The sequence below is a fragment of the Burkholderia sp. 10_S31 genome, assembly GCF_056930375.1.
Map to the genome: position 1 here is coordinate 1,118,818 of NZ_JBXOWK010000002.1, position 20,166 is coordinate 1,138,983.

The window sequence follows — 20,166 nt, forward strand, 5'->3', positions numbered from 1 at the left end:
CACCGTCACTCATCAGGCGCATCGACGAGCTCGGCAATCTCGTGCACGTCGAGCGTCGTGCCGTGCGGCGTCGCGATGCCATGCCCCCACACCTGTACATGGGTGCCCGCGCGAAGATAATCGCGCAGCTCGGCCGCCGCATGCGGCGGCATCCGCAATGCGACACCGCTCGTCAGCAATGCGCCGTTCAGCTCGCCTTTCGGGCCGTGCAGCGCAAGCGCGACTTCGCCCCGGAGCTCCATCGGCTTGCGGGCGGGTCGCGATGGTTTCGGCGCGTCGTGCACGGGCCCGTCGTCGACGATGTCGACGCCGCCGCGCCCGGTCAGCTGTACGGCGGCGATCATCCCGGCGCCGCGCGCCTTGACGCCGCGCACGCGGATGCGATCGCCGACCGCGACATGCCGGGTCAGCTTGCGGCCAAGATGCGGCGGCACGTGAACCTGCAGGTCGCCGTTCAGGATCAGGCCGTCGATTTCTCCGTGCGGGTTGAGCAGGAATTGCGTGACGCGGCCGCGCGTTTCGGGCAGGCAGGCGGGATCGATCCAGTGCATGCAGGACTCCTTTTCAAGGGATATTGGAACGGCGTCGCGCCCTCAGCGCGCGACATCGTCATAGAGATTCACGACATGGCCCGGCGAGCCGAATGCCGTCGCCTGCAGCGCTTCGCCGTAGGCATTGCGCGTGCCGTAGCCGACCACGGCAACGCGCGCACCGGGTACGAGCAGCCCGCCGAACTGCTGGGCGGCGGGCACGGTCAGCTTGACGATCGCGCCGTTGTCGAGCATCACGCCATCCGGCTCGCCGCGCGGCGCGCGCGTCACGCGACGCACGACGCCGGACACGCTGAGGCGGGCGAGATTGACGCCGCGCAACGCGGGAGGCATCGGTGCGGAAAGCGGTGGCGGCTGGTCGGAAAGCGACGCGCCGGTGCCGTCGTTGCGGACCACGCGCGCGTGGATGTCATCGCCGAAGCGGCGAATGCCTGCCACCGTCACGCGCTCGCCGGGCCGCGCGAATGCGATCAGCTGCGTGCCGAGATGCGGCGGAAGATGGACGAGCGTCCCGTCGGCCAGCACGAAGCCGTCGACCGCGCCCTCCGGGTTGATCGTCAGGCGCGACAGCGTGCCGGACACGAGCGCATCCGGTGCGACGTCACCCCCGGGCGCAACGGGCGAAAGCGCGGGAGCCGGAGGGGGAGGCGGCGCGACACCCGCCGGGTCCGCCGCCGCGCGCGGCGCCGGCGGCATCTGAGCCGCACTGGCCGTCGCCGCGGCAATCAGCACGACAGCGGAAAACGCTCGATAGGTCCGGCGCACGGCGGTGCCGCATGGCGACGGCAATCGAATGGCAAACGGATGCGACATCATGGCGGGCTTCGGCGAAGGATTGCGATGCCATCCCTTACGCAACCCCTGTGCCAGCCCTCGAACGCCCGCGTGGCGGTGCGTCGAACGGTGAAGCGCGCCGAAGGTGTCCGGTTTCCCGACACCTCTCCCCGCCGAGTGTCGAGAATCCGACCGTGGAGGCCGCGGGCTAGTCGCCGCGGTCGATACCCAGATTCGCCATGCGCGCGTAGAGCGACTGGCGGCCGATGCCGAGTTGCCGCGCCGCCTCCGCCCGATTGCCGTTCGAACGCTCGAGCGCGCGCAGGATCGCGGCACGCTCGAGCGCCGCGAGCGCATCGGGCAACGGCATGTCGAGCAGGTGCGCCGGAAGCCCGTCCGGCCCCGACGGCAACGCCGGCGCGGCGACGAGCCCGAGATCGGCCTCGGTGACGGCCGGCCCCGGCGCGAGCGCGGCCGCCCGCTCCATCACGTTACGCAGTTCCCGAACGTTGCCCGGCCAGCGATGATCGAGCAATGCCCGCTGCGCGCCGTTGGTCAGGTGCAACGGGCGCGTGCCTGCCGCGCACGCGAGGAAATGAGCCGCGAGCGGCAAGATGTCGGCCACGCGATCCGCGAGCGGCGGCAGGTGCACCGGAACGACGTTCAGACGGTAGAACAGGTCTTCGCGAAACGTCCCGTCCGCCACCGCCGCGGCGAGATCGCGGTGCGTCGCGGCCACCACGCGAATGTCGATCGCGGTGGGGCGATCCGCACCGAGCGGCGTCACCTGGCGCTCCTGCAGCGCGCGCAGCAGCTTGGCCTGCATGGCGGCGGGCATGTCGCCGATCTCGTCGAGGAACAGCGTCCCGCCGTCGGCCTCGACGAGCCGTCCCGCGCGATCGGCGTGCGCGCCCGTAAACGCCCCGCGGCGATGTCCGAACAATTCGCTTTCGAGCAGATCGGCGGGAATGGCCGCGCAGTTGACCGCGACGAACGGCTGCGCGTGCCGCATCGACGCGGCGTGCAGCGCGCGGGCCGCTACCTCCTTGCCCGTGCCCGTCTCGCCGGTGACGAGCACGGTCGCGTCGCTCGTCGCGGCGCGGCCGACCTGCTTCTGCACGTCACGCATCGCGGCACTCACGCCCAGCAGCCGGGGGCGGTCCGAGCCCGACTCGCGCGCAAACCCGCCGCCCTGCGGTTCTGCCGCCGCCGGCTGGTTCGCGGTCACGATGCGCTCGAGCAGCTGCGCGACGTCGCGACGCCCGATCGGTTTCGTCAGGTGATCGAACGCGCCGAGCCGCATCGCGTCGATCGTGTTGTCGCTGGTCGCGTGCGCGGTGAGCATCACGACCGGAATCGCGGCCAGTGCCGGATCCTCCCGCAACTGCGCGAGCACGGCGAGCCCGTCCAGATCCGGCAGGCGGAAATCCAGGAACATGCATTCGACGCGCTCGCCGTCGCGCAGCGCGCTCAGCGCCGCGCGTCCGGACGCGGCCTCGACGACCCGATGACCGAGATCGGCCAGCGTCTCGGCAAGGCCGTCGCGAAATGCCGCGTCGTCGTCGACTATGAGGATGGTTGCCATGGAATCTCGATCACGAATGAGGCACCCCGCGGGGTATCGTCGAGCCAGGCCTGCCCGCCATGCGCCGCCGCCACTTCGCGGACGACGGCCAGGCCGAGGCCCGTTCCGTCCGCGCGCCCCGTCACGAACGGTTCGAAAATTCGCTCGCGCTGCGCGGCGGGAACGCCCGGACCACTGTCCGACACGGTGATTCTGAGCCAGTGGCGATCGGCGGACGTGCGACGCGCGGCTGCGAGCGTCACCGCGCCGCCGTCGCCCGCATGGCGCAGCGCGTTGAGCAGCAGGTTATCGAGCGCACGCTGCATCTGGTCGGGATCGAATACCGGGAAATCGGACGGCAGCGCGAGTCGCTCGCCATGCGCGCCGCGTGACAGCGCGAGATCGATCGTTTGCCGCTGCGCCAGCTCGCGGTGCGATTCGACGACCTGCGCAAGCCACGCGTCGACATCGACGCGCGTCGCATGCGGGCTGACCGGCTGCGTCAGCGCAAGCAAGCCCGACAATTGCGCATCGATACGCTCGATCTGCGCCAGAATCACGCGCAGCGCATCCTGCTGCCGTCGGCCGTCACCGGCCAGCGCATTTTCGGCCTTCAGCCGCATCGCCCCCATCGGATTGCGAATCTCGTGCGCAACCTGCGCGGCCAGTTTGCCGAGCATGCCGAAACGCTCGGCCTCGGTCAGCCGCGTGCGGAGTTCGGCGGTCTGCTGTTGCAGTTGTTCGGCACGTCGTGCGCGCGCGTTGAACGCATCGATGATCCGATCGAGATCCGGCTCGCCGACGTACGGCAGGTGCCGTTCGCGGCCATCGGGCACCAACCCGGCTTCGATCCGCGCGAGATTGCGCCTCCAGCGACGCAGTGCAACGGCCAGCGCCGCCGCAAGCGCGAGAATCACCGCGAGCACGGCGGCGAGGCCCGTCACCAGCAGTTCCCCGTGCCGTCCGAGCGGCGGACGGGCACGCGTCATCGTCCAGACGAACAGGCCCGACCCGGTGCGCACCGGACATGCCGCCGCAACGACCGCGTCCTGCGCGCCCTCGACGACGTTCGAGGTCGCGCCGTGCGTCGCGGCGGCGGCCCGCAGCGTCCGGAGGATCAGCGGTATTTCCGCTTCCGGGACGTCGCGCTTGATGCCGCTGCCCTGATAAGTGGGAAAGGAATACGCGAGAAAACCATCTGCGGCAGGCGCGCCGGCGGGCATCCAGAACCCGCCTTCCAGGTCCGGCGTGCGGGCCAGAACGATATCGAGGACCGCATGCATCAGCGCCAGATCGGGCCCGGCGCCGGCCGATGCAGCGGAAGCGTCGTAGCGCGACGCGACCGCTTCGCAGGCCGCCCCGCCCGCTGCCCTGGCGCCGGCGATCTGCTGGCTCTCGGCGGAATTTGCCATGACCCAGACGACCGCGACGAGCGTCGCACAGAGCGCCGCGACGAGTGCCCAGAGCATGACGAGTTGAGTGGAAAACGGCGGACGCTTCATCGGATCGGCCAGGCAATTGGGGCGACAGGATAACGTAAAGCATACGACGGCGGGAAAATGCGCGCGTCGTCGCTGCGATCCCTTTCGTTTGACCTGCTCCCCCGTCGCTGCGTGGTCGATCCCTCGGATTGCGGTGTTGCCCGCAGCAGGCCCCATTCGATTCGGATAACGAATTCATTGAAGCGGCATCGGCACTGCGTTCTTCGGGACGCACACGACGCGCCCGCGCGGTGCCTGAACAGGCAGATCAGCTCGCTCGCGACGTGTGCGGCGGCGAGCGCAGTAATGTCCGCATGATCGTAGGCGGGCGCGACCTCGACCACGTCCGCGCCGACCATGTCGATCCGACGTGAGCCCGCGGATGATCGACAGCGCCGGCGTCGTAGCGTCCGTGACAGCGGATACTGCGCAGCGGCGCCGACAGCAGCGCGGACCGCATCGACACGACCAGCAGGCCGGTCGCGGTGCGCACGATCGAATCGTTTTCGCCCCACACGCGAATGATCAGCGGCACCGGCGAGCGGCCGGGCGATCCACGCGAGGCCGCTGTGGTTGATCACGCCCGCAAGCAATGTCGCGCCTCAACGCGGGCCGAGCCGATTCCATCAGGCATGCCCGCAATCAGGTCGATCGCCGGCACGGTGGTGCGCCTTGCAATTTCATTACGCAAAAATTCCTCATTACGGAATTTATGAGACATTTCGTCTAGATATTCACCCAATAACATTTACGAAAATTCCAAATTACGGGATGTAGTGGAAACCACCGAGAGCGCGATGCCGCATCGGCAACCTAGAATTCGCCGCAGGATCGAGCGTGATGACAGCAACCCGTACGGGCTTGCGTGCCTCGGTCCAAGCGACCATTTCTGTCGTGCCGGCGTCCGCCGCTGCGGTCGACGACATTGACGGACGTGTGCCCCGAGATTCGCTCACCGTGCCAACCGGCGCGCACACGGCAAGGATCGAGTCGTTATCCAGCCCTGACGAAGAGGAGTGCCAATGTCCCTGTTTCGGTCCTCACGGCTCTACCAGAAGATCGCGCTGCGTATCTTGCCGTTCTTGTTTCTGTGTTATGTCCTGAACTTCGTCGACCGGGTGAACATCAGTTTCGCCAAGCTGCAGTTCCTGACGGATCTCGGTTTGAGCGAGACTGTCTTTGGTGTCGCGACAGGCGTGTTCTACGTGAGCTATGCCGCGTTCGAGTTGCCGAGCAACCTGTTGCTCGCACGCATTGGCGCGAAGCGGACGCTGCTGCGGATCATGGTGCTCTGGGGCCTGTGTACGGTTGCGCAGATGTTCGTGAGCGGTGCTGCGTCGCTTTACTTCGTGCGCTTCTTGCTGGGAGCGGCAGAGGCCGGATTTTTTCCGGGCCTGATGTTGTATCTCTCGTACTGGTTTCCCGATGCGGTGCGGGCGCGCGTCAACAGCATCCTTCTGCTCGCCGTGCCGATCGCCGGTATCACGGGCGGCCCGCTATCGGGCTGGATCATGAACCAGATGCAAGGCGGCTGGGGGCTGCGCGGATGGCAGTGGCTGTTCCTGCTCGAAGGCCTGCCGGCCATTGCACTCGGGATACTCGCGCCGTTCCTGTTGAGCGATCGTCCCGAAAGCGTGACCTGGCTTTCCAGTACGGAACGAGACATGCTCGCGCGCGATCTCCAGGCCGCGCAAGACAACGCGATGGTTTCAGCGGGCCGGGCAACGTTGCTTTCGATCCTGTTCGACCGGCGCGTGATCGGATTGACCGTCGTCTACTTCAGCGTTCATCTGGGCCTGAGCACCGTCACGTTCTGGACGCCCACGATCCTGAAGGCGGCGGGCGTCTCCAGTATTGCGACCATCGGCTCGCTGTCCGGCCTGATTTCCGTCTTCACCATGGTGGGCAACGTCGTGATTGCGTACAGCTCCGATCGCTACCTGGAGCGACGCTGGCATCTGGCCGGCTGCTTCCTTGCCACCGCGCTATGCCTGTTGCTGCTGCGGATCACGGTGGGTGATATCCGTGCCACGGTCGTGCTGGTCTGCATTGCACAGCTCGCCATGTTCACGGTGCCGATCCTGTTCTGGACGATTCCGACCGCGCAACTCGACAAGCGCAGTGCGCCAGCCGGCATCGCCATGATCAGCGCGTTGGGATCGCTCGGTGGCGCGTTCGGCTCGGGACTGATGGGCATGCTCACGAGCCGCTACGGCACGCCGTATGTCGCCCTCTCGGTGGTGGCGAGCCTGCTGCTGCTGGGGATGCTTCTCCTGATTCGCCTGGTACCCGCGCGAGTCGCCACGGTATCGGCCAGTCATGCCATCTAGCTTTGCCCTCCCGATGTGATCGCGAGCGGCGGCTCAATGCCGCCGCATGCCGCCGAACCCGTGGCCACCGCCGACGAACGCCGGCTCACGGTGAAAGCCCCCGCCCATCGGAACGCCGACCCGGCCGCGCACGCCCCCGTCGAAGTGACCGACGCGACCGAAGTGGTCGAAGTGATGGCGATGATGGAAGCGGTCGATGAAGACGAAACTCACGCCCGTGCCGACGAACACCGCCGGCCCCCAGTACCACGGGTCGGTGTACGGATAGGCGGTGTCCGGATACCACACGATGCTGCCGTCCGGGCTTTGCTCCATCTGCCAGGTGCCGTCGCCTTGCCGGCACGCACGCCCGACGATCTGCTGCTCCGTGCCGTCGATTTCCGCTTGCGCGACGACCGCACGGCAACGGACGCCTTCGTCCGGCGAGTCGTCGTACGTTTGCGCAAGGACGCACACCGAACACCCGAGACAGACGATGCCCATCCCGAATCGAAACAAGTTGCACATGATCGGCTCCTGCATGGTTGCCCCCGACCACTCGACCCCTGGCGTCACGCACGGCGCCCGCCTTCGTATAGGGTCACCCGACCATTAAACGATAGGGCACGCCGGGTTATTCCAGGGGTCGTGATGCGAAAGTGCGACGCGGCGAGCGCCGACGATCATGCGCGCGGCGAACGCCGGACGATGCAGTAGACGCCCGCCGCGCTCACGCCGAAGACCAGATGAGCGACCAGCGTGATCGCGCCGCGCACCGGAACGAACCACGGAAAAATCGCGGTGAACGCGTACAGGTTGACGCCGTAGAGAACGAGTCCGAACGCGCCGCCCGCAAACAGCGCGGCGCCGGGCGACAGGTTGCGGACCAGTTTCGCCAGCACGGCCGCATAGGCAAGCGACAGCGCGGCATGCACCAGCGTCGCCACGCCCATGATCGCGGGATCGAACCCCGCGGACGCGCCGAGCACGGAGCGCCCCATCACGATGGCGGCCGTCAGGCGTGCGTCGCGCAGCAGGTTGTGAAGCGCGTCTTCGCCGGCGATCGGCCAGAGCATCAGCTCGATGACGGTCGAGCCCAGCGCCGCACCGAACGCCGCGCAAAGAATCGGGACCGGACCGTTCCGTTTCATTTGCCCTCCGCGATCGCGGCGCGCCGTGCGGGCTTACAGAGGCCGTTCGCAGTCCGTCCAGTACGCGAACGGATCGCGATGCTTCGGATAGTGCTCGTCGAGCCATTTCAGCAACGTCGCACGCGCGTTGTCCAGATCGGCCTTCGACGACGACGTCGTCAGCTCGTGCACTTCGACGGACTTTTCCCGATCCATCACGTAGCAGTTCCAGTCGGGACCGTCGAGATCCGGATCGTCGGACGCCTTCGACGACTTGCGCCAGCCGAAGCCCTTGCGCGCGTCGATGTAGTAGCGCGGATGCACTTTCAGGTACGACATCTCGCCGCCCTGCAGGCTGCTTTCCGCGCGCAATACGTCGCGTTCGTCGACGATCTGCGTGACTTCCGGAAGCCGGCGCGAGCGCCAGCCGGCCGGCAGCGTGGCCGTTGCACGCACGGCGTCGTACGGGCCCCATGTGAGGCCCCAGGCTTCGGCCATGCGCTTCATGAACGCATCCGCGCCCGGATAGCCGCGCAGCTGGATTCGCGTCGACAACGTGACTTCGACCCGTCCGTCGGCGCCGGCGGGGTCGCCTGCCGCTTCGAACGGATTGCCCGGACGCGACGCGCGCTGCTGCGCGTCCGCGGGCGCCATGCCCGAAAACAGCTGGTCGAGCGCCTCACGCGCTTTCGACGACTTGTCTGGTCTATTCATTACTTACTCTCTCCCTCTGCATCCACATGTCTGCTGAAACTCTCGATTTTCGTTCATTTTCGGGATCTCGCGGATTTTCGCGGTCGCATTGTCGGCGATCCGGCATCCCGAGTCGAGCAGCAGCGACGTCGACACACGCTTCGTTGCGCACGCCGACACGCTGCCGCCAACGCTAGCGCCGCCCGCATCCGCGCCATCAGCGCGAGCCCTTCAAGCCGGGCCCCGTCATCTGCGAAGCGAATGACATGCGCTGCTCGTGTGGGTCGACGCCAATTTGTCAACGCCGCCGGGATTGACCGTTAGTTGCATCAATCAAGTGACGGCCTCGGCGCTGCATTGCGCTGCGCGCGATTGCGCATTCCCGCGCAGCGCCAAAAAGTGTGCAGACAAATCGACCGAACAGTTCGCGATTGATTGCATCGCACTGTCCATGGCCATCGATATCGGCCAAGCCGAATAATCGGAACAATCGACGGCGCGAGACGGCGAGACGGCCACACCCTCGCACGACGGGCCGGCAGACAGCCGCGCGATCGCCTCACATTTGCGCAGGATTGCGCAATTCGCCGAAGCGAGCGCACATGCGTTCGGATATATTCAGCCCCATTGCATATCGTCAGATGAATTCGCCCGCTCGCTCGGGCACTGCATGGCGCCAGCGTCGTTCGTCGACATCGACTGCCTGGCGGCATGCAAACCAAACCCGTCACGGGTCGTGAAGATTCGTCCGGCACGCCGATCGCCTCACAAGGGCGCACGGACGGCCGGACGGCGATAGAACTATCAATCAACGGAGATGGCAGATGGAACGAAGCACTGTCGGCATGCGCTGCAAACCCCTGATCACCGTCGCACTGGCAGCCGCCGCATTCGCGGCCGCGTCGGGCGCGATGGCCGACCAGGTCGTGAAGATCGGCAGCGTCGAACCGACGACGGGCGGCATTTCGCACCTGGGCAAGGACAACGAGAACGGTGCGCGCCTCGCGGTCGAGGAAATCAATGCGAAGGGCCTGACGATCGGCGGCAAGAAGATCACGCTGCAGCTCGACGCGCAGGATGACGCGGCCGACCCGCGACAGGCGACGCAAGTCGCGCAGAAGCTCGTCGACGACAAGGTCGTCGCCGTCATCGGCCACCTGAACTCGGGCACGTCGATCCCGGCGTCGAAAATCTACAGCGACGCGGGCATCGTGCAAATCTCGCCGTCGGCCACGAACCCAACCTATACGCAGCAGGGCTTCAAGACGACCTACCGCGTGGTCGCGACCGACGCGCAGCAGGGCCCGGCACTCGCGAGCTACGCGCAGTCGAAGGGCGTGAAGAGCGTCGCCGTGATCGACGATTCGACCGCGTATGGCCAGGGTCTCGCGAACGAATTCGAGAAGAAGGCGAAGGCGCTCGGCCTGAAGGTGCTGTCGCACGATGCGACCAACGACAAGGCCGTCGACTTCCGCGCGATTCTCACGAAGGTCAAGGGCGAGAACCCCGACGCGATCATGTACGGCGGCATGGACGCCACCGGCGGCCCGCTCGCGAAGCAGGCGAAACAGCTCGGCCTGCGCGCGAAGATCCTGTCCGGCGACGGCGTGTGCACCGACTCGCTGGCCGAGCTGGCCGGCCCGGCGGCCGACAACGTGCTGTGCTCGCAGGCGGGCGCGGCGCTCGAGAAGATGCCGGGCGGCGCGGCGTTCCTCGCGAAGTACCAGAAGCGCTTCAACCAGGGCATCAAGTTCGATGCGCCGTTCGCGTACGACGCGGTCTACATCGCCGTCGACGCGATGAAGCGCGCGAATTCGACGGACCCGGCGAAGATCCTCGCCGTGATGCCGTCGACGAAGTACGAAGGCGTGATCGGCACGACGACGTTCGACGCGAAGGGCGACCTGACGCACGGAATCATCTCGATCTACGGCTACAAGAGCGGCAAGAAGACCTTCCTCGACCAGGTGAAGATGTAACACCGCGCAACGCCGGCACGACGGGAACGCCACCCGTCGACGCCGGCGCCGCGCGGAGCCGATTCAAGTCTCGCGGAGATGAAGCGACATGTGTGCAATGGCGTATGCGGAATTTCAACAGGAGTTGAAGAAAGCGCAGTTGACGGCGCGCGAATTCGCCCGTCTGATCCGGATGAACGAAAGTTCCATCACGAACTATTCGAGCAAGGGCACCGTCCCTTCCCACCTGGCGGTCATCGCGACCCTCATCGGCGCGCTCGCCGCGCACGAGATCGATTTCCGGCACGTGATCGGCAAGACGGCCATCGAACCGAAACGGCCGCGCGGCGTCGGCGCATTTCCGGCGGCGGCCAAGCCGCGTGCCGGAAAGCGCCGAAACGACGATTCATGAACTGCCGCGGCCGATCGGCCGCTGCTTCACGCCGAACTGCGCGCCCACCGCGCGCCGCGCGAATCTGCCCGCATGACGCACGACGGCGAGCCCGGCCCGACAGTCGGCCGTGCGCGCCGCCGATGAACGTCAGGCGATCGCGGCCGATCGCATCGGCATCCGGTATGTCTGCAGCAACCGCTCCCGCTTGTGCTCCGCTGCCGCCATGTTGCGCGCCTTCACGTGGCCGAAGCCGCGAATGTCGTCGGGAAGGTTGGCGAGTTGCAGCGCGACCGGAAGGCGCTCGGCATCGAGCGTCGCGCAAAACTCGTCGACGAGCGCGATGTAGTCGGCAATCAGCCGGCGCTCGTCGCGCCGTTCGGCGGTGCGACCGAATATGTCGAACGGCGTGCCGCGCAGCCCCTTCAGTGTCGCCAGCATACGGAAGACCGGCAGGACCCACGGGCCGAAGCGCTTCTTCTGCAGGTGCCCGTGTTCATCGCGCTTCGCAAGCAGCGGCGGCGCAAGATAAAAGTTCAGCGTGTAGTCCCGCCCCGGGACACCGTCGAACTGCTGACGCAGTTTCTCCAGATAAGCCGGATCGGCATACAGACGCGCGACCTCGTATTCGTCCTTGTACGCCATGAGCTTCGCCAGGTTCGCCGCAACGGCGCGCGTAAGCGGCAGTACCGAAGCGCCGGTGATCGCCGCCTCCTTTGCCCGGATGCGGTCGATCACGTCGCGATAGCGCCGCGCATACGCGTCGTTCTGGTACGCGCTCAGCAACGCCACGCGCGTGCCGATCAGCGTGTCGAGCGACTCGGGCATCCGCACCACGGTTTGCCGCGGCGCGGCCACGGGCTCGATGATCGGCTGCATCGCGGCAGCACCGTGATGCCCGATATAGCGTCCGAGTTTGAACGCGTGCTGGTTCTTCTCGACCGACACGCCATTGAGCTCGATCGCGCGCAGCAAGCTCGCCAGTTCCAGCGGCAGCCAGCCTTTCTGCCACGCGAAGCCGAGCAGCAGCGGATTGCTGTAGATCGAATCGCCGAGCAGCGCGAGGGCGAGCTTGTTCGCGTCGATGAACGCGCACCCGTCCCCGATGCTCTCGCGCAGTTCGGCCTCGGTCTGCGTACCCGGGAACACCCATTTCGGATTCTTGACGAATTCCGCGGTCGGGGTCGCGGCGCTGTTGATCGCGGCAACCGTCACCCCATGCCGCGTGCGCGACAGCACGTCGTTCGATGCCGACACGATCGCATCGCACCCGATGACGAGCCGTGCTTCGCCGGTCGCGATGCGCGTCGCGTGCAGCGCGTCGGGCGTCGCCGCGATCTGCACATGGCTGAGAACCGCGCCGCCCTTCTGCGCGAGACCGGCCATGTCGAGCACCGTCACACCCTTGCGTTCGATATGGGCGGCCATGCCGATCAGTCCGCCGATCGTCACGACGCCCGTGCCGCCGACGCCCGTCACGAGAATCCCGTATGCGCCCGCGAGGGTCGGCAACGACGGCATCGGCAACGCATCGAAGTCGAAAGCGTCCGCGCTGCCGCCGCTTGCCGCCGCAGGCTTGCGCAGCTGCGCACCCTCGGCCATCACGAAGCTCGGGCAAAAGCCCTTCACGCAGGAGAAATCCTTGTTGCACGACGACTGGTTGATCTTGCGTTTCGTGCCGAGCGGCGTCTCGAGCGGCTCGACGGACAGGCAATTCGACTGCACCGAACAGTCGCCGCACCCTTCGCACACGGCATCGTTGATGAACGCGCGGCGCGCAGGATCGGGATAGGCGCCGCGCTTGCGGCGCCGCCGCTTCTCGGTCGCGCAGGTCTGGTCGTAGATCAGCACCGTCGTGCCCGCGATGTCGCGCAGCATGCGCTGAACCGAATCCAGCCGGTCGCGATGATGCACGTCGACGCCGGCGGGCAGCGCGACACCGGCGTCGTACTTCTCCGGCTCGTCCGTCACGATCACGATGCGCTTCGCGCCTTCCGCGCTCACCTGGTGCGCGATCTGCCGCACCGTCAGCACGCCGTCGACCGGCTGGCCGCCCGTCATCGCGACCGCGTCGTTGTAGAGAATCTTGTACGTGATGTTCGCGTTCGACGCGATGGCCGCGCGAATCGCGAGGAGGCCCGAATGGAAGTAGGTGCCGTCGCCGAGATTCACGAACACATGCTTGTCGCCGGAAAAGTGCATCTGGCCCAGCCACGCAACGCCCTCTCCGCCCATCTGGCTGAACGTTTCCGTCTTGCGGTCCATCCACATCGACATGTAGTGGCAGCCGATCCCCGCTAGCGCGCGCGAGCCTTCCGGCACGTTCGTCGACGTATTGTGCGGACAGCCCGAGCAGAACCACGGCTTGCGCTCGACGGACACGCGCGGCTTCGCCGCGTCGCGCTCCTTCGCATCGATGATCGCGACGCGCGCGAGCATGCGTGCGCGCACCTCGTCGGGCAGCTCCGCACGCGACAGGCGCCGCGCAATCGCCTTCGCGATGAGTGCCGGCGACAGCTCGTAGTGCGCGGGCAGCAGCCAGTCGCCGCGTGGCACCGACCATTCGCCGCCTTCGTTGTCGCGTTCGTCGAATTTTCCGTAGATCTTCGGACGCACATCCTCGCGCCAGTTGTACAGCTCTTCCTTCAGCGCGTATTCGAGAATCTGGCGCTTTTCCTCGACGACGAGGATCTCCTCCAGGCCCGTGGCGAATGCACGCGCGTCCTGCGCATCGAGCGGCCACACGCAGCCGACCTTGAGCACGCGCAGGCCGATCTTCGCGCAGGTTTCGTCGTCGAGGCCGAGATCGCTCAGCGCCTGGCGCACGTCGAGATACGCCTTGCCCGCGGTGATGATGCCGATGCGCGGCGTCGGCGAATCGATCACGATGCGGTTCAGCCGGTTCGCGCGAACATAGGCGAGCGCCGCATACCACTTCTCGTCGAGCAGCCGCGCTTCCTGCGCGAGCGGCGCATCGGGCCAGCGGATATTGAGGCCGCCTTCCGGCACCGTGTAGTCGGTCGGCGTGACGATCTCCACGCGGTCCGGATCGAGGTCGATCGATGCGGTGGATTCGATCACGTCGGTCACGCACTTCATCGCCACCCACAGGCCGGAGTAGCGGCTCATCGCCCAGCCGTGCAGCCCGTAGTCCAGATATTCCTGCACGTTGGCCGGATAGAGCACCGGAATGCCCGCCGCGATGAACGCGTGCTCCGACTGGTGCGCGACCGACGACGACTTCGCCGCGTGGTCGTCGCCCGCGAGCACCAGCACGCCGCCGTGCGCATCGCTGCCGGCGGAGTTCGCGTGCTTGAACACGTCGCCGGTACGATCGACGCCGGGGCCCTTGCCGTACCACATGCCGAACACGCCGTCGCGCGTCGCGCCCGGCCACAGGTTGATCTGCTGCGTGCCCCAGACGGCGGTTGCCGCAAGGTCCTCGTTCACGCCCGGCTGGAACACGATGTCGTTCGCCTGCAGGTGACGTTTCGCCTTCCATAGCGATTGATCGAGCGCGCCGAGCGGCGAGCCGCGATAGCCGGACACGAAGCCGGCCGTGTTCAACCCGGCCTTCAGGTCGCGCGCCTTCTGGAGCATCGGCAGCCGCACCAGCGCCTGCGTGCCGCTGATGTAGACGCGGCCCTTTTCGAGCGTGTACTTGTCGTCGAGCGAAACGGAAGGGTCGGGCGCGGCGGACGTGGCGGCCGTTTCGGCCGGCTGGAGCGACACAACGGCGGGATCTGGCGCGTTCATGGCAGGGCTGTCTCCGGGGGAACTGGTGATTTTTCAGCGCAGTATAGGAAGCCGAATTGGTATCGTAAAATCACAAATAGACAATCCTGGTATCCGAAAATCAGATGGCATTCGATCTCACGCTCCGGCAGTTGCGCTACTTCGCGGCGGCCGCCCAGACCGGCCAGTTTTCGATGGCGGCGGCGAATGAACATGTGTCGCAATCGGCGATCACCAATGCGGTGCTGGCGCTGGAACACGGTCTCGGCACACGGCTCTTCGAGCGGCTGCCGCAAGGCGTCGCGCTCACGCCCGACGGCCAGGATTTCTACAACCATGCGCGCCGCGTGCTCGACGCCGCGCGCGATGCGGTGCACAAGCCGCCGTTCCGCTCGCACGACATGCGCGGCACCGTGCGCATCGCCGCGTCCTACACGGTGCTCGGCTATTTCCTGCCGGAACTGCTCGCCCGCTTTCGCGCGACCTATCCGTTCATCGAATTCGACCTGCGCGACATGGAGCGGGCCGATAGCGAACGGGCGGTGCTCGACGGCGACGTCGACATCGGCGTGGTGCTGCTGTCGAACGTCGACAAGCTGAGCCGGTTCGGCAGCCAGGTCCTGATCCGCTCGCGGCGGCAGCTGTGGGTCGCGCCGACCCATCCGCTCGCGCAGCTCGACGCGCCGTCGCTGAAGGACATCGCCGCGCATCCATACATCCTGATCACGGTGGACGAGGGCGAGCAGTCGACGCTGCGCTACTGGAAAAAGAAAGGGATCGTGCCGAACATCGCGTTTCGCACCAGCTCGATGGAAGCGCTGCGCGGACTGGTCGCGCACGGCTTCGGCGTGACCGTGCTGTCCGACATGGTGTTCCGGCCGTGGTCGCTCGAAGGCAAGCGGATCGAAGCGCGGCCGATTCTGGACGCCGTGCCGCAAATGGACGCCGGCATGATCTGGGCGAAGGGCGCGCAGCTGAGCGCGCCGGCCGCCGCGCTGCAGCAGTTCCTGATTCATGCGTGCGGCACGTGAACCGCATCGCGCGCGGCGGCCCGCGACATCGGCCGCTGCGCACGCGGTTTGCCGCTCAGTGCGAAATGCGTTCGAGCGACTGGCCGAGCGTTCTCGGGCCCATCAGTCCGATCGCGAGCATGACGAGCGCCATCGCGCCGGCAATGAATACGAATACCCCCGTGACGCCGAATTCCTTCAGCGTGAACGCGATGACGAACGAGCTGAACACCGCCGACAGGCGGCTCCACGAATAGACGAAGCCGACCGCACGCGCACGAATGGCCGTCGGATAAAGCTCCTGCTGGTACGCGTGATACGTAAACGAGATGATGTTGCCGGCCAGCGTCAGCAGCACGCCCAGCGTCACGATCGCCACCGCCGCTGACGCCTGGCTGAACAGCAACCCGCTCACGATGTTGAGCGCGGCCATGCACACGATCACGTGCTTGCGCTCGAAGCGGTCGGCGATCCAGTAGCCGAGCAACGGCCCGAGCGGCGCGGCAAGGCCGATGATCGTCGTGTACAGCAGGCTCGACGTCACGGTGATGCCCTGCTTGACGAGCAGCGTCGGCACCCAGTTCGCGAAACCGTAGAAACCGACGGTCTGGAAGATGTGGAAGATCACGAGCATCAGCGTGCGTTTCCGGTACGGCGGCCTCAGCATGTCGGCGAATCCCGCGTTGCGCGGAACGGGGTCGGCCGGGCCGGGCTCGGGCAGCGGCCGCCCGTACTGCCGCGCGACCTGTTCTTCCAGGCGCGAGAGCACTTCGTCGGCGTCCCGGATGCGGCCCTTGCCCGCGAGCCAGCGCGGGCTTTCCGGCAGATTGCGACGGAAGTACCAGACGAACAATGCGCTGATCCCGCCGAGCAGCACGACCCATCTCCAGCCGTCGACGCCGAACGGTGCCGCGGGCACCAGCAGATAGGACAGGAACGCGACGACGGGCACGGCCGAGAAGCCGATCGTCTGGCAGATCGCGAACGCGCGACCGCGCAGATGCTTGGGCGCGAGTTCCGACATGTACGTGCCGATGGTGACCAGCTCGACGCCGATGCCCATCCCCGACACGAAGCGCCAGAAGTTCAGGCCGCTCGCGGTGTCCTGGAACGCCATCACCGTGTTGGCCGCGACGTACCATAGCAACGACCACGTGAAGATCGACCGCCGGCCGAAGCGGTCGGCGAGGAAGCCGCAGGCAGCCGTGCCGAGAAACAGCCCGCAGAACAGCGCGGCGATGAAACTCGCCACGCCCGACGTGCCGAACAGGCCGGCCGTCGTCGGCGTGAGAATGTGGCTCTTCACAAGACCGGGTGCGATGTAGCCGGTAAAGAGCAGATCGTAGAGCTCGAAAAAGAAGCCGAGGCTGAGCAGCAGAATCAGTTTCCAGACCGCACGCGTCGCGGGAAGCCTGTCGAGGCGTGCCGAAATCGCGCCCATGTCGGCCGCCGACGCGGCCGATGCGGCCGCCGCGGCTCCTGTGTGTTCGGCGACGCGCAGGTTCGATGCGCGCTCCAGAATGGCCATGTCTGTCTCCTTGTCTCTTGATTGGAATGTGCGAACGCGCGCGTGCGGCACCGCGCCGCCTACGGGTACTGCGCCTGCAATTCGGCAAAGGAAGCGATGCGGCCCGCCAGTGCGCTCGCGACGACGGTCGGCGGGCTCGCGAGCCACACCTGGCCCGGCCCGGAGCGGCCCGGAAAGTTCCGGTTGATCGCGCTGATCGTCACGTGCTCCGCAGCCGTCGACGCACCCGGCCCGCAGTTCGCGCACGCGCCGCACGACGGTTGCAGCAGGATCGCGCCGACCCGTTCGAAGGTGTCGAGGTAGCCGCGCCGCGCGCAGTAGTCGCGCACGTCCGACGTGCCAAACTGCAGATAGAGGCTGACGCCGGCCGGCACGCGCAGCCCGCGCGCCGCCGCCCACGCCAGCACTTCGTGATAGCGGTCGAAGTCATCGCGCTTGCCTGCCGTGCACGAGCCACCGTACGCAATGTCGATATGCGGACGCTCCGCGAGGTCGCGCAGCGCGACGCCGTTACCCGGATCGCCGGGTGCCGCGAGCATCGGCGTGATATGCGCGCAGTCGATTTCGATCACGTCCGCGTAGGGTGCGCCGGCGTCGCTGCGCATCCAAGGCTCGATCACGAAGTCGATGCCGCGCCGCTCCTTGAGGAAGCGCACCGTTTCCGCATCGGGCGCGACGATGCCCGTGAAGCCGCCGAGTTCGGCCGTCATGTTCGTGAGTGTCGTGCGCTCGTCGGTCGTCAGTTGCGCGATGGCGGTGCCGGCGAACTCGAACACCTTGCCGACCCCTGCGCCGGCGCGGATCTTCGGATCGGCAAGCAGATGTAGCACGAGATCCTTCGCCGTCACGCCGCGCGAAAGCGCCCCGTTGTATTCGATCCGCAGCGATGGCGGCGCGGTCATGCGCACCGCACCCGTGACGAACGCGTTCGCCATGTCCGTGGTCCCGACGCCGAACGCGATGCAGCCGAGGGCGCCGCTGTGCGGCGTGTGCGAATCGGTGCCGACGACGACCTGGCCCGGCAACGCATAGCGCTCGGCCATCATCGCGTGCGAAATGCCTTCGGATCCCTCAATGATGCTGCTGCTGCCGGTGCCGGTTTCGGCCAGGTAACCGTGATTCGTCAGCCCATAGTCCTCCGCGAATCGCCGGTGCGCGTCCGACAGTTCGCGCACATCGGGAAGCAGCCCGTTGCGCACGTGCAGCTCGCTGCGATGCGCATACGACAGGTGATCCTCGAACGCGAGAATGGTCCCGGGTTCATGCAGCGACAGCGGCTTGCCGAATGCGGCATGCAGCATGTGCGTGGCCATGCCCGTGTAGTACTCGTGGATGAAGCGCCAGTCGGCGCGAACGAACGCGCCCTCGCCGGGTGCGAGCGACGTTCCGGTTCCTCCGACGCGCAGCGCGTGGCGCGCGAGAATTTTCTGTGCGAGCGTGCGCGGCGCGGCATCCGCCGTATCCGCTGCGTCGGCCGTCTCGCCCGCGATCCCGATCTCGCGCATATGTTGCGCACCGTAGTGCAGCAGGCCGCCGCTGCGCAGGATCGACGCGGCCAGGCTATCGCGCGATGCGACGAGTTCCTCGATGTCGATGGGTTCGCCGCGCCGGATGCGTTCGATCAATCCGAAATCCGTCGATGTGAACAGCCCGAGGTTGTCCGCGTTCTGCCGGTAGATCCGCTCGAAGCTCTTCGCGATCACGAGCCGGATGCCTGCGCGATATTCCGCGAGCGGACTGTGCTCGCGCGACGAACCCTTGCCGTAACGATTCCCCGCGACCGTCACACAAAAGCCGCCGGCGAGCACGGCCCCGGGCCCGACCGGGTTGCGGCCGCCGGCTCGAAAGCCGAGATACGGAAAGCGGCCAAGGCGCTCGTCGAAGCGCGTCAGCACGCTCATCGGCGTGATTTCATCGGTCGATACGTCGTCCCGCAGCGGCCCCGCCGCGGCCTCCGTCAGGTCGGCGCCGCCGAGTTGCCGTTCGACCCGCTCGGGATCGTCGCAAAGAAACAATATCCGGCCCGCCATATCTACTGTCGCCATCTGATTTCTCCTTGAACGGAAATCTAGACGGCTGCGATAGCGGAAACGAAGTGCTCGATCGGCAAGCGGGGCATCGCAAATCGCGATGTCCGCGTAAACCCGCGGCGTCAGGCGCCCGCGAGCGCGTCGATCAACGCCTGGACGGCCTTCAGGCGCGGCGATTTGCGGAGCGCGTGGACATGCAGCGCACGCTCGCGCGCCCACGGCTCGTCGAGCGGCCGGCGCACGAAACCCTTCGACCCGGCGAACGCCGACGCCGCGCTGGTCGGCACGATGCCGATGCCGAGCCCGGCTTCGACCATTCGGCATTGCGCGTCGAAACTGTTGACCGTCACCGACAGGTTCAGCGGCATGCGCATCGCATCGGCGCGTTCCTTCAGGGTCTGGTCGAGCGAGCCGCCGGCCTGCAACGCAACGAGCGGAAAGCGAAGCACGTCGCCGAACGTCGGCGCGGGGAATGCGGCGAGCTCATGATCGAGCGGCAGCACGACCATCAACGGATCGTCGGCGAAGTGCCACGACTCCAGCCCGCCCGGCATCTTGGCGCACGCCGAGATGCCGACGTCGGCACGATCGTCCACGCACGCGCGAACCACCTCATCGCTGATCTTTTCAGTCAACGCGATCTGCACGAGCGGGTAGCGCGCCTGAAACGCCTTCAGCCGCTCCGGCAGGAAGCCGACGATCGCCGACGCGTTCGCATGGAGCCGCACGACGCCGGCGACCTGACCGCTCAGCGACTGGACCTCGCGTGCGAGCGACTGCAACTGATCGTGAACCGACACGGCACGGGAAAACGCGTGACGACCGGCCTCGGTCAGCTCGACACCTGAGGGCGAGCGGATCAGCAGCGGCACGCCCATCGCCGCTTCGAGATCGGCGATACGCCGACTGAGCGCCGACGGCGCGATATGGTTGCGGCTGGCGGCCCGAGCGATGGAACCTTCCTGAACGACGGAAATGAACAGTTCCAGGCTGTACGGATCGATACGCATGC

Annotated in this window: 17 protein-coding genes and 1 pseudogene; 5 read left to right on the forward strand and 13 right to left on the reverse strand. The window is 66.8% G+C overall.

Annotated features, from left to right (window positions below; translation table 11 throughout):
• Nucleotides 1-5 precede the first annotated feature (5 nt).
• The 6 genes and pseudogenes from AC1Z3W_RS19550 to AC1Z3W_RS19575 form a co-directional block, all read right to left on the reverse strand.
• Nucleotides 6-551: a hypothetical protein gene (locus AC1Z3W_RS19550; RefSeq protein WP_057928785.1), complete on the reverse strand. Its 546-nt coding sequence runs from the start codon at nt 549-551 to the stop codon at nt 6-8.
• A gap of 42 nt (nt 552-593) precedes the next feature.
• Nucleotides 594-1,367, reverse strand: coding sequence for a hypothetical protein (locus tag AC1Z3W_RS19555; protein ID WP_483508285.1), 774 nt, complete (start codon nt 1,365-1,367; stop codon nt 594-596).
• 166 nt (nt 1,368-1,533) lie between these two features.
• Nucleotides 1,534-2,910, reverse strand: a complete 1,377-nt coding sequence (locus AC1Z3W_RS19560) for a sigma-54-dependent transcriptional regulator (RefSeq protein ID WP_483508286.1) — start codon at nt 2,908-2,910, stop codon at nt 1,534-1,536.
• On the reverse strand, nt 2,892-4,391 hold the full coding sequence (locus tag AC1Z3W_RS19565) for an ATP-binding protein (protein WP_483508287.1): 1,500 nt from the start codon (nt 4,389-4,391) through the stop codon (nt 2,892-2,894). The genes AC1Z3W_RS19560 and AC1Z3W_RS19565 overlap by 19 nt, the downstream gene beginning before the upstream one ends.
• Before the next feature lie 227 nt (nt 4,392-4,618).
• Nucleotides 4,619-4,778, reverse strand: a pseudogene (locus tag AC1Z3W_RS19570) (arginase family protein); the annotation flags it as partial.
• 169 nt (nt 4,779-4,947) lie between these two features.
• Nucleotides 4,948-5,118 (reverse strand): hypothetical protein, encoded by a 171-nt coding sequence (locus AC1Z3W_RS19575; RefSeq protein WP_483508288.1) that lies wholly within the window; start codon nt 5,116-5,118, stop codon nt 4,948-4,950.
• A 274-nt stretch (nt 5,119-5,392) separates the two neighbouring features.
• On the opposite strand from AC1Z3W_RS19575, the gene AC1Z3W_RS19580 reads away from it, so the two are divergent.
• Nucleotides 5,393-6,700 carry an MFS transporter gene (locus AC1Z3W_RS19580; RefSeq protein WP_483508289.1) on the forward strand — a complete coding sequence of 436 codons (1,308 nt, stop codon included), beginning with the start codon at nt 5,393-5,395 and terminating at the stop codon, nt 6,698-6,700.
• 33 nt (nt 6,701-6,733) lie between these two features.
• On the opposite strand, the gene AC1Z3W_RS19585 is transcribed toward AC1Z3W_RS19580, so the two are convergent.
• From AC1Z3W_RS19585 to AC1Z3W_RS19595, 3 genes are all read right to left on the reverse strand, one after another.
• The gene (locus tag AC1Z3W_RS19585) at nt 6,734-7,207 is read right to left on the reverse strand and encodes a hypothetical protein (RefSeq protein WP_124834789.1); all 474 of its coding nucleotides are present in this window, start codon (nt 7,205-7,207) and stop codon (nt 6,734-6,736) included.
• 155 nt (nt 7,208-7,362) lie between these two features.
• Nucleotides 7,363-7,830: a sodium:proline symporter gene (locus AC1Z3W_RS19590; protein ID WP_124834790.1), complete on the reverse strand. Its 468-nt coding sequence runs from the start codon at nt 7,828-7,830 to the stop codon at nt 7,363-7,365.
• 33 nt (nt 7,831-7,863) lie between these two features.
• The gene (locus AC1Z3W_RS19595; RefSeq protein WP_057928778.1) at nt 7,864-8,523 is read right to left on the reverse strand and encodes a hypothetical protein; all 660 of its coding nucleotides are present in this window, start codon (nt 8,521-8,523) and stop codon (nt 7,864-7,866) included.
• A gap of 256 nt (nt 8,524-8,779) precedes the next feature.
• Between AC1Z3W_RS19595 and AC1Z3W_RS19600 the strand changes: the two genes are divergently transcribed.
• From AC1Z3W_RS19600 to AC1Z3W_RS19610, 3 genes are all read left to right on the forward strand, one after another.
• Nucleotides 8,780-8,983 carry a hypothetical protein gene (locus AC1Z3W_RS19600; protein ID WP_124834791.1) on the forward strand — a complete coding sequence of 68 codons (204 nt, stop codon included), beginning with the start codon at nt 8,780-8,782 and terminating at the stop codon, nt 8,981-8,983.
• A gap of 343 nt (nt 8,984-9,326) precedes the next feature.
• Nucleotides 9,327-10,481, forward strand: a complete 1,155-nt coding sequence (locus AC1Z3W_RS19605) for a branched-chain amino acid ABC transporter substrate-binding protein (protein ID WP_124834792.1) — start codon at nt 9,327-9,329, stop codon at nt 10,479-10,481.
• 88 nt (nt 10,482-10,569) lie between these two features.
• Entirely contained in the window at nt 10,570-10,872 is a 303-nt protein-coding gene (locus tag AC1Z3W_RS19610) for a hypothetical protein (protein ID WP_057928773.1), read from the forward strand.
• Between the two features lie 129 nt (nt 10,873-11,001).
• Here the strand turns inward: AC1Z3W_RS19610 and AC1Z3W_RS19615 are convergent, their stop codons facing one another.
• Complete coding sequence (locus AC1Z3W_RS19615) at nt 11,002-14,607, reverse strand: indolepyruvate ferredoxin oxidoreductase family protein (RefSeq protein ID WP_483508290.1); 3,606 nt, start codon at nt 14,605-14,607, stop codon at nt 11,002-11,004.
• A gap of 104 nt (nt 14,608-14,711) precedes the next feature.
• Here AC1Z3W_RS19615 and AC1Z3W_RS19620 point away from each other — a divergent pair, with 104 nt between their 5' ends.
• Nucleotides 14,712-15,617 carry a LysR family transcriptional regulator gene (locus tag AC1Z3W_RS19620; RefSeq protein ID WP_057928771.1) on the forward strand — a complete coding sequence of 302 codons (906 nt, stop codon included), beginning with the start codon at nt 14,712-14,714 and terminating at the stop codon, nt 15,615-15,617.
• 55 nt (nt 15,618-15,672) lie between these two features.
• On the opposite strand, the gene AC1Z3W_RS19625 is transcribed toward AC1Z3W_RS19620, so the two are convergent.
• The 3 genes from AC1Z3W_RS19625 to AC1Z3W_RS19635 form a co-directional block, all read right to left on the reverse strand.
• The gene (locus tag AC1Z3W_RS19625; RefSeq protein ID WP_057928770.1) at nt 15,673-17,124 is read right to left on the reverse strand and encodes an MFS transporter; all 1,452 of its coding nucleotides are present in this window, start codon (nt 17,122-17,124) and stop codon (nt 15,673-15,675) included.
• Nucleotides 17,125-17,183: 59 nt separating this feature from the next.
• Nucleotides 17,184-19,169, reverse strand: a complete 1,986-nt coding sequence (locus AC1Z3W_RS19630) for an aconitase family protein (RefSeq protein WP_483508291.1) — start codon at nt 19,167-19,169, stop codon at nt 17,184-17,186.
• A 107-nt stretch (nt 19,170-19,276) separates the two neighbouring features.
• On the reverse strand, nt 19,277-20,164 hold the full coding sequence (locus AC1Z3W_RS19635) for a LysR family transcriptional regulator (RefSeq protein ID WP_483508292.1): 888 nt from the start codon (nt 20,162-20,164) through the stop codon (nt 19,277-19,279).
• Between the last annotated feature and the right edge of the window lie 2 nt (nt 20,165-20,166).

Coding starts and splice junctions, on each gene's coding strand:
- AC1Z3W_RS19585 (WP_124834789.1), bottom strand. CDS start 7,207: ATGTGCAACTTGTTTCGATTCGGGATGGGCATCGTCTGTCTCGGGTGT.
- AC1Z3W_RS19605 (WP_124834792.1), top strand. CDS start 9,327: ATGGAACGAAGCACTGTCGGCATGCGCTGCAAACCCCTGATCACCGTC.
- AC1Z3W_RS19555 (WP_483508285.1), bottom strand. CDS start 1,367: ATGATGTCGCATCCGTTTGCCATTCGATTGCCGTCGCCATGCGGCACC.
- AC1Z3W_RS19620 (WP_057928771.1), top strand. CDS start 14,712: ATGGCATTCGATCTCACGCTCCGGCAGTTGCGCTACTTCGCGGCGGCC.
- AC1Z3W_RS19560 (WP_483508286.1), bottom strand. CDS start 2,910: ATGGCAACCATCCTCATAGTCGACGACGACGCGGCATTTCGCGACGGC.
- AC1Z3W_RS19590 (WP_124834790.1), bottom strand. CDS start 7,830: ATGAAACGGAACGGTCCGGTCCCGATTCTTTGCGCGGCGTTCGGTGCG.
- AC1Z3W_RS19565 (WP_483508287.1), bottom strand. CDS start 4,391: ATGAAGCGTCCGCCGTTTTCCACTCAACTCGTCATGCTCTGGGCACTC.
- AC1Z3W_RS19635 (WP_483508292.1), bottom strand. CDS start 20,164: ATGCGTATCGATCCGTACAGCCTGGAACTGTTCATTTCCGTCGTTCAG.
- AC1Z3W_RS19625 (WP_057928770.1), bottom strand. CDS start 17,124: ATGGCCATTCTGGAGCGCGCATCGAACCTGCGCGTCGCCGAACACACA.
- AC1Z3W_RS19630 (WP_483508291.1), bottom strand. CDS start 19,169: ATGGCGACAGTAGATATGGCGGGCCGGATATTGTTTCTTTGCGACGAT.
- AC1Z3W_RS19610 (WP_057928773.1), top strand. CDS start 10,570: ATGTGTGCAATGGCGTATGCGGAATTTCAACAGGAGTTGAAGAAAGCG.
- AC1Z3W_RS19615 (WP_483508290.1), bottom strand. CDS start 14,607: ATGAACGCGCCAGATCCCGCCGTTGTGTCGCTCCAGCCGGCCGAAACG.
- AC1Z3W_RS19580 (WP_483508289.1), top strand. CDS start 5,393: ATGTCCCTGTTTCGGTCCTCACGGCTCTACCAGAAGATCGCGCTGCGT.
- AC1Z3W_RS19595 (WP_057928778.1), bottom strand. CDS start 8,523: ATGAATAGACCAGACAAGTCGTCGAAAGCGCGTGAGGCGCTCGACCAG.
- AC1Z3W_RS19550 (WP_057928785.1), bottom strand. CDS start 551: ATGCACTGGATCGATCCCGCCTGCCTGCCCGAAACGCGCGGCCGCGTC.
- AC1Z3W_RS19575 (WP_483508288.1), bottom strand. CDS start 5,118: ATGTTATTGGGTGAATATCTAGACGAAATGTCTCATAAATTCCGTAAT.